The following is a 15,141-nucleotide window of genomic DNA, read 5'->3' as shown; positions in this document are numbered from 1 at the left end:
ATGGATATTTTTGTAGAGAGAATAGTTTCTAAGAAGAAGGGACCAAAAGAGTACCTAAAAGCATTGGGTATAGTTTTGATTGCATTTTTAGTATCTATGGTGGTAACTGCATATTTTTTTCCGGATGGAATTGTAGTCATAGCATATGTTGGAATAGTTTATGCAGCTAAGCATTTTATAGGCAATTTGAATGTTGAGTATGAGTATTCTCTTACCAATGGGGATCTTGACATTGACAAGATTATAAATAAGAAAAAAAGAAAACCTCTCTATTCTACTACGTGTAAAGATATTGAACAAATGGCGAAAGTTTCAAGCAGCCAATATAATGAGTCAATTGCAAAAGCACCATTGATAATTAAAGCTGTGTCATCCATGGATTCTCCAAATGTATACTATGCAGTGATTAACAGTAGTGGCAGAAAAGTAACACTTTATTTTGAACCCGATGAAAAAATGCTAAAAAATTTAAAAATAATGTTAGGAAGCAAATTGACCATATAACAAGCAATAACTCCTATTTTATTATACTGACTGCTATTTATGGAAAAGGTACTGGAGGTCGGAAACGGCCTCCTTTTTATTCCATATGGATATTTGATTTTTTATAGTATAATAATGTGGAAATGTTAAAGCAGTTTTGACTTTTTATTTAGCCGAGGGGGATCATAGTTGAGGAAGAAGAAATCCGGCAGTAGATTATTTTGGTTGATATTGGTTATTGCAGTATTGGCAGCAGGAGCTTATTATGTATATTACAGATATTATAAGCCGAACAATGAAGTAGTACCTGCTTTTGACGAGGGTAAGCTAGTTCTCGTTGTAGAAGATGAGCAGGATGTATCTGCTCAGGAACCGAAAATATTGGAAGGAGAAATATTACTACCCTTCAGTATTGTAAAAAAGTATATTGACAAGCATATATACTGGGATGATACATTAAATATTGTCTCTGTTACCACCGAAAACAGAGTTATACGCATGAAGACCGATAGCTTAGAGGCGTTGGTTAACAATAAGCCCATGAAATTGAATATACCTGTCATCAAAGACAGTGGACAAGTTTATGTACCCATTGAGTTTTTAAGTGATTTTTACAATATTGAAATAGCTTATATTGAAAGCAGTAATGTTATCATAATTGATAATAAAAGCAGTGAAAAACAAATTGCAAAGCCAGTAAGTCCTAAAGCTGTTGTGAGAAAAGGCCATTCAATAAAGTACCCCATAATAAGAAAGTTTGATAAAAATTCACAAAATCAGAAAGAGGCAGAGTTAAGAGTATTCGGTGAGTATGGCGATTGGTACAAGGTCAGAACTTGGGATGGAGCCATCGGTTATATAGAGAAACGCTTCGTGGAAGTAAAAAATATAGTTGCGCAGGATGCGCCCAAGAAAGAAGAAAATAATACCGACTGGAAGCCGGAAAAGGGCAAGCTGAATTTGGTTTGGGACCAGGTATATGAGAGGCGAAACGATCTATCAGCCATGAATAACATTGAAGGTCTTGATGTGGTATCTCCCACATGGTTTCAGCTCAAAAACGCCAATGGAGAACTTATAAACAGGGCCTATTCTCAATATGTTGAATGGGCTCATGCCAATGGATATAAGGTTTGGGCTCTTCTGGCCAATGATTTTAGTGACAGCAATATGGCCAGTGAGTTTTTGAACAACACTAATTACAGGGACAATCTTATAAAGGAAATATTAGCCTATGCTGCACTTTACAAGCTTGATGGCATTAATATTGATTTTGAAAATATGTACCCGAAAGACAGAGATGCTTTCACTCAATTTGTTAGGGAAATAACACCTTTTTTGAAAGAACAGGGACTGGTTGTTTCAGTGGATGTAAATGATATGCAATGTTACGATAAAAAGGCTTTAAGCGAAGTTGTTGATTATGTTATGTACATGACCTATGACCAGCATTGGAGAACAAGTCCGGTTGCCGGTTCGGTAGCACAGATAACCTGGGCGGAAGGTCGTATTAAGCGGGCTATTGAAGTGGAGAAAGTTCCACCTGAGAAACTGCTTTTAGGTATTCCGTTTTATACTCGCTTGTGGATTGAAACAACAGATGCATCAGGAAAAAAGACTCTTGAAAGTAAAGCGTTGTCCATGGAAGCGGCACGAAATGTAGTACTTCAAAATAATGCTAAAGTTGTATGGGAAGAGGAAAGTGGACAGTTTTACGCGTATTACGAGAAAGAAAACACTGTTAATAAAATTTGGATAGAGGATGCAAATTCAATTAATCTGAGAGCTTCTTTGGTTCATAAATACAATTTGGCCGGGACATGTGCATGGAGCAGCAATTTTGTGACCGCTGATATCTGGGAAGTATTGAAAAAGAATCTGAAAGATATAAACAATTATCAGGAGTGGCAGGAGAAAAATAAAGATAATGTATATATTTACAAATAAATATCTATGGAAAGAATAAATTGCTATTATGCCTGAAACGGATTTTGACGATTATTTTATAGAATAATTATACCGTGTTGATAATAGGAATACTATTAGAAATACTGGCGCAAATGCAGCAAAGGTAAACATATTATGAAAAAAATAGCTTTGCTTTACTTTATGGGTGATAGCGATAAAACATGCGAAAATAACTCAGGAAGTATAATTTCTATTTTTTTTAAATGGATATTTTTGCCGGGGTTATTTGGGAAATTAAGAAGACTGATTAAAATAAAGCTTGTGATGGGTGAAAAAATCCAAGTGGACAGCAGTTTGGCTATTCAAGGAATAAAACTGCCGTATACATTGGAAGAATTCAATAATCTGGGGAAAGCTAAAAAAAATAGACTTGATAAAATAATTTCTAAAATATGTAGCGAGAACTCTATAACTAAGTGCATTATGCCTGCAATCTGCAGTTGTTCTTTGAAAAGCTGTGAGAAAAGCAACTTTGATGGGAAAATTGTCTATACTGCATTAGCGGAATATATTCTCAATGACCTTTGTGAGAAAAAGGGATTTAGCATTAGAGAAATTGATATAGCTGTAATTCAGGGAGAAGATGATTTATTGCCGTATTTAATTATTAAGCTTTTATCTCCTGTTGTAAAATTCATTACGTTGGTAACTGATCAAAAAGAGTCTATGGATAAAAAGATAGAAGAAATATGTGATGAAACTGGCCTGTCAGTAAGAATTACAGACAATTTGGAGGATGTTTTAAAAAACTGTGATTTGATAATAAATTATGGCAATATAAAAATTAATGGCATAAAATACAGTATTGATTCAAATTCTATAATAATAAATTATGGTGAACTTGAAGACTTACTTCCGGAAGTAAAAAAAACAGTTATATGCGGAATAGATATAGGACTTGGAGATAAATATTTGCAAGCCTTTGAAAAGGAAATATTCAAATTTTATAGTTCGACTGAGATTGCAGAGATTGTTTTAACAAATAAAAAGGATGAAAATATTGATAATTTGCATAATCTTTTAGATTTAAAGACTATTGAGTCAATAAAAGAATATTTTATTGAAGAGGGTTTTTATGTTAAAGGCTATTTATAACATTATACAGCCGGAAAAGAGGTAAAAATTCTCTTCGTGGCGATGTTTTAACTTGCAGAAGCAAGTATTGTGTAAGGATGGGTGCTAATTAAGCTAGGTGTACCCATGGTAATCTTTTTATCCTGCTTATTGACAATATGGGATTAGTGGTCTATAATTAAAAAAAGTTTAAATTGACTTGAATTGGTTAGACTTATAATTTTTTTGAGTTTTAAGGTTGATGTAAAGCAACTTCCAATTATATGTCTGAACATCCTATTTAGCATTTAAAATGCATTGTATTACGGTCTCGGTGCGGTGTATATTTCATTCTCGTTGAATTTGCTAAAAAACAGGTGGTTTGGATTTTGTTCCTGGATAAAACAGTGAAACATTGGAGTTTGCTAATTAAAGGATTTAAAAAAATATCCTAAATTTAAGTATTTAACTCTAATAGAGACCTGCTTAGCACGAAATATAATGTTTTAGAATAAATAAGAAATAAATGCATATATTATCAACACGAAAATCAAAGTAAAGGAGAGGCTTCAAATGGTTAATAAAGAAGTTGTTCTGACGTATGAGGGATTACAGAAGTTGGAACAAGAGTTGGAATTTTTGAAGACGGTTAAGAGAAGAGAAGTAGCAGAGAGGATTAAACAAGCTCTTTCTTTTGGTGATATATCTGAAAATTCCGAATATGATGAAGCCAAAAACGAGCAGGCTCATGTTGAGGGAAGAATAGTACAGCTTGAAAATATGTTAAAGAATGCAAAGGTTATAGATGAAGATGATGTAAAAACTGATGTAGTGAGCCTTGGTTCAAAGGTTATTTTATTGGATATGGAATATAATGAGGAAATTGAATATTATATTGTCGGTTCAGCGGAAGCTAATCCGAGCGAATTTAAAATATCAAATGAATCTCCTGTAGGAAGAGCACTTATGGGTAAGGAAAAGGGAACTGTTGTTGATGTGGTAGTTCCGGATGGGATTGCAAAGTATAAAATAATAGATATAAAAAAATAATAAAAATATTGTTGTAAATGTATTTAATGTTAATATATAATATGTGTTAAAATAACAGTTTACTTTTTGTAGACTGTTATTTTAATGATTAAACCTCTTTTGAGTAAAAGCAAAGGGGAAAACTTAAGGGATATTATTCCCCGCAGAAGTCTAATCTCTTTTTAACGGATTAATGGATGAGAGATTTAGGGGAGCTGAAAGCTCCCAAAATTTATTATTTGGGAGGAAGAGTAATGCCTGAAAGAGATGCAAATAACGATCTTCATAATAGCCAAAATGCAAATGTTGAGTATGAAGACCTCAATGAAATATTGAAAGTGAGAAGGGTGAAACTCGCTGAATTACAGAAAAATGGGAAAGACCCTTTTAAGATTGTAAAATATGATGTTACCCATTCAACTAAATACATAGTTGATAATTTTGAAAGTATGGAGGGTGCCTTTGTCTCTGTTGCCGGAAGGTTAATGTCAAAAAGAGGAATGGGAAAAGCCAGCTTTTGTGACGTGCGTGATAGAGACGGTAAGATACAGATATATGTTAAAATGGATGAAGTAGGTGCAGAAGTCTATGAAGAATTCAAGAAATTTGATATTGGTGACATAGTTGGAGTAAAGGGAGAAGTATTTAAAACCCATAAAGGAGAAATATCAGTAAAAGTACAGGAAATAGTGCTTTTATCAAAATCTCTTCAGCCGTTGCCTGAAAAATGGCATGGATTAAAGGATGTTGATCTAAGATACAGACAGAGATATGTTGACCTGATTGTAAATCCTGATGTCAGAAATACTTTTATAGTAAGAAGTAAGATAATTAAAGCTATAAGAAAATTCTTGGACGACAGAGGTTTTTTGGAGGTAGAGACTCCAATCCTCAACACTATACCGGGAGGAGCAGCGGCAAGACCGTTTGTTACACATCATAATACTCTTGATATCGATATGTATTTAAGAATTGCACCTGAGCTTTATTTAAAGCGTCTTATAGTCGGAGGACTGGAAAAAGTTTATGAGATAGGCAGAATGTTTAGAAATGAAGGTATGTCGGTAAAGCATAATCCGGAGTTCACTTTAATGGAAGTGTATGAGGCATATACCGATTACAAGGGAATGATGGAATTAACCGAGCAGCTTATTTCTACTGTGGCCCAAGAGGTTTTGGGAACTACAAAGATTACCTATCAGGGGCAGGAAATTGACCTTACACCTCCCTGGAATAGAATGACCATGATTGAAGCAGTTGAAAAATATGCCGGAGTTAATTTTAATAATATAACCAGTGACGAAGAGGCTAGGAATATTGCTAAGGAAAAGAAAGTTCACATAGAGGGCAATCCTACAAAGGGAGAAGTACTGAACCTTATGTTTGAGGAATTTGTGGAAGAACATCTGGTTCAACCCACATTTATTCTGGATTACCCTGTAGAAGTATCTCCTCTTACCAAAAGAAAGCCTGATATGCCATCTTTAACAGAAAGATTCGAGTTGTTTATCACATGCAGAGAAATGGCTAATGCGTACTCGGAGTTGAATGATCCTATTGACCAGAAGGAAAGATTTTTGGATCAGGTTGCAAAGAGGGAAGCTGGGGATGAAGAAGCAAATATGATGGACGATGACTTTATAACAGCACTTGAATATGGAATGCCTCCAACTGGTGGTCTTGGTATCGGAATAGACAGATTGGTTATGCTCTTAACCGATTCCTATTCCATAAGGGATGTACTGTTGTTCCCGACAATGAAACCCAAAGAATAAATTATCAATGCCATGAAATACGAATCGGTTTAAAAATAAAATATAGCATGCCTAAAAATACATGAACAATAAATAGAACTTTTGTTTAGGATACAGTGAAATATGCTGTATCCTTTAATTATGATATTTTTTCTGTTTAAAAAATGAACCGAATTCATGTTTGCACAATAATTTTGTATTTATATATTAGTAAGTTGATAAAAAATATAAAGTTGCGAAAGCATGTCGGGATGGTATAAAATAATTATAAGTGTATTTTTTATGCATGTTTCTCGAGAAAAATTAACATTCATTTTCATCCGGTCTTCGAGAAATTATACACTTCTGTCGATTAAAGGCAGGGTTCTTACAAAGGAAATCAACTTCAGTAAAATGAAGTAGTAAAAATTGATTGGTCATAGGTGATTTTAAGATAGAGTAAAGATAGAATTGACAGGCTTAAAAAATGTAAGTTTTTAAATGACTGATACCAATCACAGCATTAGAAAGTATATAAGGAGGATGTAAGAATGTCTGGAGACTTAAAAATGATTGAGGAAGTTTTAAGTGATTCTGTTAAAATAACTCTTAATGGCGAAATAGATATATATACTTCCAACGAGCTAAAGGAAAAATTATATAATATTGTAGAAACAAACAAAAAAGATCTGATTATTGACTGCAAAGAGTTGGATTATATAGATAGCACCGGTCTTGGAATATTCGTAGGAGCATTAAAGAAAGCTAAACAGTATGAAAAGAAGGTCGTTATTGTAAATCTTAAAGACAATATAAAAAAATTGTTTACCATAACCGGGTTAGACAAGGTTTTTCAAATTGGTTAAGAGGTGGGAAGGATTATGGATACAATAGAGCTTACTTTGCCATTTAAAGCAGAATACGTAAGTACAGCAAGACTGGTGGCGTCAAGCCTCGCAAATAGAGTGGGATTCGATATAGAAGTTATTGAGGATATCAAGGTGTCAATTTCGGAAGTATGCAGTAAAATAGTCAATATAGGAAGCAAAGTTGCAGATGCCTATAAAATTATTTTTATTGTTTCCGGGAAAGAAATCAAGATTACTTTTTGCTGTGAAGATACGTCGCTGAAGTGTATTTTTGATGCTGAGAATGACCGTTTGGCAATAGATATCATAAATGCGTTGATGGATAATGTGGAGTTATGCACTTCCAACAATTATATTTTGTCCATGTCAAAAATACTTGAGGAGAGTATTTAATTATGACACAGAACATTGATAACATATACAAGACAAATGATGACAGCAATGATTTGTTTGTGGAGTTTAAGAATACAAAGAGTGTAGAGGTCAGAAATGAGATTGTAAAAAAATATCTATATCTTGCTGAAATAATTTCAAAAAAGTTCGTCAATAGAGGTGTTGATTACGAGGACATTTATCAAGTAGCTTCTATTGCATTGATAAAAGCTGTTGAGCGTTTTGATGTGGATAAAGGAGTCAAATTTACCAGCTTTGCAACTCCCACTATAATAGGTGAGATTAAAAGGTTTTTCAGGGATAAAGCATCTGTAATAAGAATACCCAGAAGAATATATGAAGTATACCAAAAAGTCACTCATGCTCGTGAGATTTTAACCCAGGAGTTGTCCAGACCTCCGAGAATTGATGAAATAGCAAAATATCTTAATATCAGTGAAGAAACTGTTATGGAGATAATTGAATCCAACAATGCATATAATATGCAATCTTTTGATCAGAATGTTTACAATGATGATGACCTTGAGCTGCATGAAACTATTGGTGAAGAGGATACAACTTTTGAAAAAATTGAAAATAGGGATTTTTTAATCAAAAGCCTTGATAAATTCAACGATGCTGAAAAATCATTCATTGAAATGAGATACTTTAACAACAAGACACAGAAAGAAATTGCCGAGAAATTGGGAGTGTCGCAAATGTATGTGTCTCGTTTGGAAAAAAAGGTTTTGGAAAAATTCCGCAGGTTGCTGATTAAATAATACCATGTGTAAAACGGTAACAAGTTTTGCAAATATAAGCTGGAAAGTTAATAGTGTTTATGAATTTCATATGATGGGTATCATTATATTGAGATTTTAAATATTATTAACTTAAAGGGAGAATAAAGCTTTGAAAGTTTCGAAATTATATGACTTTAGCATAAATAGTGAGTTGTGTAATGTATGCCAATCGGTTAATAATATAGTAGATTTTATTCTAGATCGTTATGGCCCGGTAAGAGATGATATTTTATTTGAAATAAAAGTTATATTGAATGAATTGCTTTTAAATGCTATCATACACGGTAATAAAGAGGATAAAACCAAGCGGGTTAAGGTAAGAACCGGTATTGATAACGACTTTGTATACTTTATTATCGAGGATGAAGGAGAAGGATTTAACTTTAATTGTTCAAGTCAACCGGAAGAGTGTTTGGATATTTCGGATTTGAAAGAAAGCGGTAGAGGCATACTCATCGTAAAGAATCTTTGTGATAAAGTAAAATACAATACAAAAGGAAATAAAATAGTGGTGTTAAAGAAGTTGAATTAGATAATTGATAGGCATTAATATTAGTTTAAAACAATTGCATGATATATGGCTTACTAAATTTATTTGAATTTTGCAATAACTAAAGCAGCTAGTCAATTGGAATTTTGGCAAAATTTGAATTTACAGATTATAATGTTCTGAAATTGAAGAGATACTTTTGAAGGGGCACGGTTAAGTGCTTTTTTGTTTATGTATTATAAAAGTAAATGTTTTATATAAAAGCTATTAAAATTTTTATTTCTATTAATATAAGAAGTCTTATATATTCATTCAATTAAAGATTTATATAAATTGCATATCATTAGGTTCAGTATAATTGTAAAGTGACCTGATACAAGATTATTAAGTTCAATTTCATATATAACTTTATAATCCAATTTATAATCCAATTTTACTACTGATTAAAATATAAATAATATTTGAATTGATTCTTAGTAATAGCTATTATAAAGTGGTAATATGGAGAATAGCCGAGCAATGGGCAAATATTTTCAATTAATTATGTTAAATGAAAGATTTGAATGTTGAAAAAAGATGACCTAAATGTTATATTATTAAAGCTGTCGCACGAAACAGCACTTAATAAAAGAGAGTAAAATTCTTTAAAAAAAGTGTTGACAAAGTGAAGATAGCGTGGTAATATATAAAAGTCGCTCGTAATGAGTGACTGAGGCTAAGAATTATGGACTTTGAAAAGTGAACAGTGTAAGAAAGGAAAGGAACTCGTTGATTTAATGAGTAACTTGCGAGATATACGCGAGTAAGTAATTTAGAGCCAAAAGGCTTTCTAAAGAGATCAATACGTAGCTGTAGAGATACAGTGAAGTAGATAAAGTTTTTTTAGAGAGTTTGATCCTGGCTCAGGACGAACGCTGGCGGCGTGCCTAACACATGCAAGTCGAGCGGTCCTGCATTCAACATTGAGTATTCAGCTGACGTTGGAGATTGAGCCGGCGTCAAGCAGAAACAACCATATACTATGATATGTTTAAAGTTTCTGCTTCACGCTGAATAAAGTGCCAACACAAAAAGGAGCTGAGTATTGAATGTTGAATGCAGGATAGCGGCGGACGGGTGAGTAACGCGTGGGTAATCTGCCTCACACAGGGGGATAACACTGGGAAACTAGTGCTAATACCGCATAACATAACGAGGTGGCATCACTTTGTTATCAAAGGAGCAATCCGGTGTGAGATGAGCCCGCGTCCGATTAGCTAGTTGGTGAGGTAACGGCTCACCAAGGCGACGATCGGTAGCCGAACTGAGAGGTTGATCGGCCACATTGGGACTGAGACACGGCCCAGACTCCTACGGGAGGCAGCAGTGGGGAATATTGCGCAATGGGGGAAACCCTGACGCAGCAACGCCGCGTGAAGGAAGAAGGTCTTCGGATTGTAAACTTCTTTGGTTGGGGACGATAATGACGGTACCCAAGGAACAAGCCACGGCTAACTACGTGCCAGCAGCCGCGGTAATACGTAGGTGGCGAGCGTTGTCCGGAATTACTGGGTGTAAAGGGCGCGTAGGCGGGGATGCAAGTCAGATGTGAAATTCCGGGGCTCAACCCCGGCGCTGCATCTGAAACTGTATTTCTTGAGTGCTGGAGAGGAAAGCGGAATTCCTAGTGTAGCGGTGAAATGCGTAGAGATTAGGAGGAACACCAGTGGCGAAGGCGGCTTTCTGGACAGTAACTGACGCTGAGGCGCGAAAGCGTGGGGAGCAAACAGGATTAGATACCCTGGTAGTCCACGCCGTAAACGATGGATACTAGGTGTAGGAGGTATCGACCCCTTCTGTGCCGGAGTTAACACAATAAGTATCCCACCTGGGGAGTACGGCCGCAAGGTTGAAACTCAAAGGAATTGACGGGGGCCCGCACAAGCAGTGGAGTATGTGGTTTAATTCGAAGCAACGCGAAGAACCTTACCAGGGCTTGACATCCCTCTGACAGCTCTAGAGATAGGGCTTCTCTTCGGAGCAGAGGAGACAGGTGGTGCATGGTTGTCGTCAGCTCGTGTCGTGAGATGTTGGGTTAAGTCCCGCAACGAGCGCAACCCTTGTTGTTAGTTGCCATCATTAAGTTGGGCACTCTAACGAGACTGCCGGTGATAAATCGGAGGAAGGTGGGGACGACGTCAAATCATCATGCCCCTTATGTCCTGGGCTACACACGTACTACAATGGCTGCTACAAAGGGAAGCGAGACCGTGAGGTGGAGCAAATCCCCAAAAGCAGTCCCAGTTCAGATTGCAGGCTGAAACTCGCCTGCATGAAGTCGGAATTGCTAGTAATGGCAGGTCAGCATACTGCCGTGAATACGTTCCCGGGCCTTGTACACACCGCCCGTCACACCATGAGAGTCTGCAACACCCGAAGTCAGTAGTCTAACCGAGAGGAGGGCGCTGCCGAAGGTGGGGCAGATGATTGGGGTGAAGTCGTAACAAGGTAGCCGTATCGGAAGGTGCGGCTGGATCACCTCCTTTCTAAGGAGTAGGATGATACTTAAAGGTATCACTACTTATGGTCGATATCGGTTGTGAGACAGTCGATAGAGGGTTTCTTTCCTTACACTGTTTAGTTTTCTAAGCCCATAGAGCTTAGAGATACATGGGCTCATAGCTCAGACGGTTAGAGCGCACGCCTGATAAGCGTGAGGTCGATGGTTCGATTCCATTTGAGCCCACCAATTATCTCTTATAAAATAGAGATGATGTACCTTGAAAAATATATAATGTCAGATAAAGCAAGATGAGAAGAAAAGAGGGTAACTAGTACAGAAAGAAGTACGTAGTGACTCTTAGGATAAACTCATTAAGATGGTAGAAGGGATTCACAAGGAGAACCGAGGAAGGTCAAGCTACTAAGAGCATAGGGTGAATGCCTAGGCACCAGAAGGCGAAGAAGGACGTGGTAAGCTGCGAAAAGCTGCGGTGAGGCGCAAACAGCCATCGACCCGCAGATGTCCGAATGGGGGAACCCACCTGAGGTAAATGCTCAGGTACTGCTGCATGAATCCATAGTGTAGCAGGGCGAGACGTGGGGAACTGAAACATCTAAGTACCCACAGGAAAAGAAATCAACCGAGATTCCGTAAGTAGTGGCGAGCGAAAGCGGAAGAGCCCAAACCAATCTATAGCAATATAGGTTGGGGTTGCGGACTGGCGAAATGATTCTCTGAGCTTAGCAGAAGTAACCAGGAAAGGTTACACCATAGAGGGTAAAAGTCCCGTATGCGAAAAGTGAGGAGACAGGCCAGGATCCAGAGTACCACGAGGCACGTGAAACCTTGTGGGAAGCAGGGGGGACCACCCTCCAAGGCTAAATACTAACTGGTGACCGATAGTGGAGAAGTACCGTGAGGGAAAGGTGAAAAGAACCCCGGGAGGGGAGTGAAAGAGAACCTGAAACCCTATGTTTACAAGCAGTTGGAGAGCGTTAAGGCTCGACAGCGTACTTTTTGTAGAACGGTCCGGCGAGTTATTGTATGTGGCGAGGTTAAGTACTGAAGGTACGGAGCCGAAGGGAAACCGAGTCTGAAGAGGGCGTAAAGTCGCATGCAATAGACCCGAAACCGGGTGACCTATCCATGGACAGGTTGAAGCGAGAGTAAAGTCTCGTGGAGGACCGAACTCATAACCGTTGAAAAGGTTTGGGATGAGCTGTGGATAGCGGAGAAATTCCAATCGAACTCGGAGATAGCTGGTTCTCCCCGAAATAGCTTTAGGGCTAGCCTCAAGTATGTCTAACGGAGGTAAAGCACTGAATGGGCTAGGGGCCTTACCGGGTTACCGAACCCTATCAAACTCTGAATGCCGTATAGATTTAGCTTGGGAGTCAGACTACGAGAGATAAGTTCCGTAGTCGAGAGGGAAACAGCCCAGACCATCAGCTAAGGTCCCAAAATCACAGTTAAGTGGGAAAGGATGTGGGTTTGCTAAGACAACTAGGATGTTGGCTTAGAAGCAGCCATTCATTCAAAGAGTGCGTAATAGCTCACTAGTCGAGTGAACCTGCGCCGAAAAATGTCCGGGGCTCAAACTGTGTACCGAAGCTGTGGCTTGCTGGAGGTTAGAAGTGAGAAGTTAGAGGTTAGAAGAGTGAGAGGAGTATCATGATGATAAAATCGTATAAAGATTTGGAAGTATATAAAGAGTCATACTCCTTAACAATAACTATAATGAAGATGACGCTCAAATATCCTGAGCATGAAAGGTATGAGTTGGTAAGCCAGATAAGGCGAGCTGCGATATCAATACCGTTAAATATAGCAGAAGGATATGGGCGAAAGGAATCTGTATCAGATTTTAAAAGATTTCTAAAAATGACATTAGGTTCGTGTAATGAAGTTGTGGTGTTATTGGATATGAGCAAAGACTTAGAATACATCACAAATGAAGAACACAAAGAATTAGTGGAAAGATATGATGTTTTAGGAAAGAGGATAAATACACTGATACAGAGATGGGAATAATCTAACGTCTAACATCTGACTTCTAACTTCTAGCAGGGGTAGGGGAGCTTACTATGGTAGGTAGAAGCATGACCGGAAGGACATGTGGACGAGATAGTAGTGAGAATGCCGGAATAAGTAGCGAGAGTGAAGTGAGAATCTTTACCGTCGAAAATCTAAGGTTTCCTGGGGAAGGTTCGTCCGCCCAGGGTAAGTCGGGACCTAAGCTGAGGCCGAAAGGCGTAGGCGATGGGGAACAGGTTGAAATTCCTGTACTACCGCTGCTCGTTTGAGAGAAGTGGGGACGCAGGGGGATAGGTCAAGCGAGTGACTGGAAGAGCTCGTCCAAGCGGCAAGTAGAGTCCGGTAGGCAAATCCGCCGGATGATTATGAGCCGTGACGGGGAGGGAAAATATAGTACCGAAGTGACCAATTTCGCACTGACGAGAAAAGCCACTATCGAGAGTAGAGGTACCCGTACCGCAAACCGACACAGGTAGATGAGGAGAGAATCCTAAGACGAGCGGGAGAAGCGTTGTTAAGGAACTCGGCAAATTGACCCCGTAAGTTCGCGAGAAGGGGTGCCTGTGAGAGCAGGCCGCAGAGAATAGGCCCAAGCAACTGTTTATCAAAAACACAGGTCTCTGCTAAATCGAAAGATGAAGTATAGGGGCTGACGCCTGCCCGGTGCTGGAAGGTTACGGGGATCTGTTAACGGAAGTGAAGCAGTGAACTTAAGCCCCAGTAAACGGCGGCCGTAACTATAACGGTCCTAAGGTAGCGAAATTCCTTGTCGGGTAAGTTCCGACCCGCACGAATGGCGTAATGATTTGGGCACTGTCTCAACAACGTACCCGGCGAAATTGTAGTACTTGTGAAGATGCAAGTTACCCGCGACAAGACGGAAAGACCCCATGGAGCTTTACTGTAGCCTGATACTGGGTTTCGGTATTCTTTGTACAGGATAGGTGGGAGATAGGGAAGTGTGGACGCCAGTCTGCATGGAATCGCCGTTGGGATACCACTCTAAGGGTACTGGGACTCTAACCTGAGGCCATGAGCTGGTCTAGGGACACTGTCAGGTGGGCAGTTTGACTGGGGCGGTCGCCTCCTAAAAGGTAACGGAGGCGTCCAAAGGTTACCTCAGCGCGGTTGGAAATCGCGCATCGAGTGCAAAGGCATAAGGTAGCCTGACTGTGAGACAGACAAGTCGAGCAGGTACGAAAGTAGGGCTTAGTGATCCGGCGGTAAGAGAGTGGAATTGCCGTCGCTCAACGGATAAAAGCTACCCTGGGGATAACAGGCTGATCTCCCCCAAGAGTCCACATCGACGGGGAGGTTTGGCACCTCGATGTCGGCTCATCGCATCCTGGAGCTGAAGTAGGTTCCAAGGGTTTGGCTGTTCGCCAATTAAAGCGGTACGCGAGCTGGGTTCAGAACGTCGTGAGACAGTTCGGTCCCTATCTGTCGCGGGCGCAGGATATTTGAAGGGATCTGTCCTTAGTACGAGAGGACCGGGATGGACGAACCTCTGGTGCACCAGTTGTACTACCAAGTGCACAGCTGGGTAGCCAAGTTCGGACGGGATAAACGCTGAAAGCATCTAAGCGTGAAACCCACCCTAAGATGAGATATCCCACCGAAAGGGTAAGACCCCATGTAGACTACATGGTTGATAGGCCAGGGGTGTAAGTACAGTAATGTATTTAGCTGACTGGTACTAATAGGTCGAGGGCTTGACCAAATTAGAAGTTAGAGGTTGGAAGTTGGAAGATGGAAAACTGACAACTGAGGAGAAGAAGAAGGGTTCTGAAGTGAAGACTTAATGAGTGAGAGAGCTTCTTATCTT

General features: G+C 38.9%; 9 protein-coding genes, 1 tRNA gene and 2 rRNA genes. All 12 read left to right on the top strand.

The window, feature by feature from the left end; genetic code table 11:
• The 12 genes from CLOCL_RS19130 to CLOCL_RS19075 all read left to right on the top strand — a co-directional run bounded on the left by CLOCL_RS19130 (position 1) and on the right by CLOCL_RS19075 (position 15,036).
• Entirely contained in the window at positions 1-504 is a 504-nt protein-coding gene (locus CLOCL_RS19130) for a DUF6106 family protein (RefSeq protein WP_014256856.1), read from the top strand.
• Positions 505-672: 168 nt separating this feature from the next.
• Positions 673-2,430 carry a glycosyl hydrolase family 18 protein gene (locus tag CLOCL_RS19125; protein WP_014256855.1) on the top strand — a complete coding sequence of 586 codons (1,758 nt, stop codon included), beginning with the start codon at positions 673-675 and terminating at the stop codon, positions 2,428-2,430.
• A 135-nt stretch (positions 2,431-2,565) separates the two neighbouring features.
• Positions 2,566-3,546 (top strand): hypothetical protein, encoded by a 981-nt coding sequence (locus CLOCL_RS19120; protein WP_014256854.1) that lies wholly within the window; start codon positions 2,566-2,568, stop codon positions 3,544-3,546.
• Positions 3,547-4,077: 531 nt separating this feature from the next.
• A complete protein-coding gene (gene greA, locus CLOCL_RS19115) occupies positions 4,078-4,554 on the top strand; it encodes a transcription elongation factor GreA (RefSeq protein WP_014256853.1) in 477 nt (158 codons plus the stop codon).
• 233 nt (positions 4,555-4,787) lie between these two features.
• On the top strand, positions 4,788-6,308 hold the full coding sequence (gene lysS / locus CLOCL_RS19110; RefSeq protein WP_014256852.1) for a lysine--tRNA ligase: 1,521 nt from the start codon (positions 4,788-4,790) through the stop codon (positions 6,306-6,308).
• 509 nt (positions 6,309-6,817) lie between these two features.
• A complete protein-coding gene (locus CLOCL_RS19105; protein ID WP_014256851.1) occupies positions 6,818-7,132 on the top strand; it encodes an STAS domain-containing protein in 315 nt (104 codons plus the stop codon).
• 15 nt (positions 7,133-7,147) lie between these two features.
• Positions 7,148-7,528: an ATP-binding protein gene (locus CLOCL_RS19100; RefSeq protein ID WP_014256850.1), complete on the top strand. Its 381-nt coding sequence runs from the start codon at positions 7,148-7,150 to the stop codon at positions 7,526-7,528.
• A 2-nt stretch (positions 7,529-7,530) separates the two neighbouring features.
• On the top strand, positions 7,531-8,289 hold the full coding sequence (locus CLOCL_RS19095) for a SigB/SigF/SigG family RNA polymerase sigma factor (RefSeq protein ID WP_014256849.1): 759 nt from the start codon (positions 7,531-7,533) through the stop codon (positions 8,287-8,289).
• Positions 8,290-8,419: 130 nt separating this feature from the next.
• Entirely contained in the window at positions 8,420-8,842 is a 423-nt protein-coding gene (locus CLOCL_RS19090; protein WP_014256848.1) for an ATP-binding protein, read from the top strand.
• A gap of 837 nt (positions 8,843-9,679) precedes the next feature.
• Positions 9,680-11,325 (top strand): 16S ribosomal RNA (locus tag CLOCL_RS19085).
• Positions 11,326-11,451: 126 nt separating this feature from the next.
• Positions 11,452-11,528 (top strand) — tRNA-Ile (locus CLOCL_RS19080).
• A gap of 164 nt (positions 11,529-11,692) precedes the next feature.
• A 23S ribosomal RNA gene (locus CLOCL_RS19075) occupies positions 11,693-15,036 on the top strand.
• The 16S and 23S rRNA genes sit together here with 1 tRNA gene alongside, the layout of an rRNA operon.
• Positions 15,037-15,141 lie beyond the last annotated feature (105 nt).

It is taken from the genome of Acetivibrio clariflavus DSM 19732 (assembly GCF_000237085.1).
GTDB lineage: Bacteria > Bacillota > Clostridia > Acetivibrionales > Acetivibrionaceae > Acetivibrio > Acetivibrio clariflavus.
Note: the sequence above shows the minus strand (reverse complement) of the source record. Positions and strands in the feature narration are given on the sequence as shown.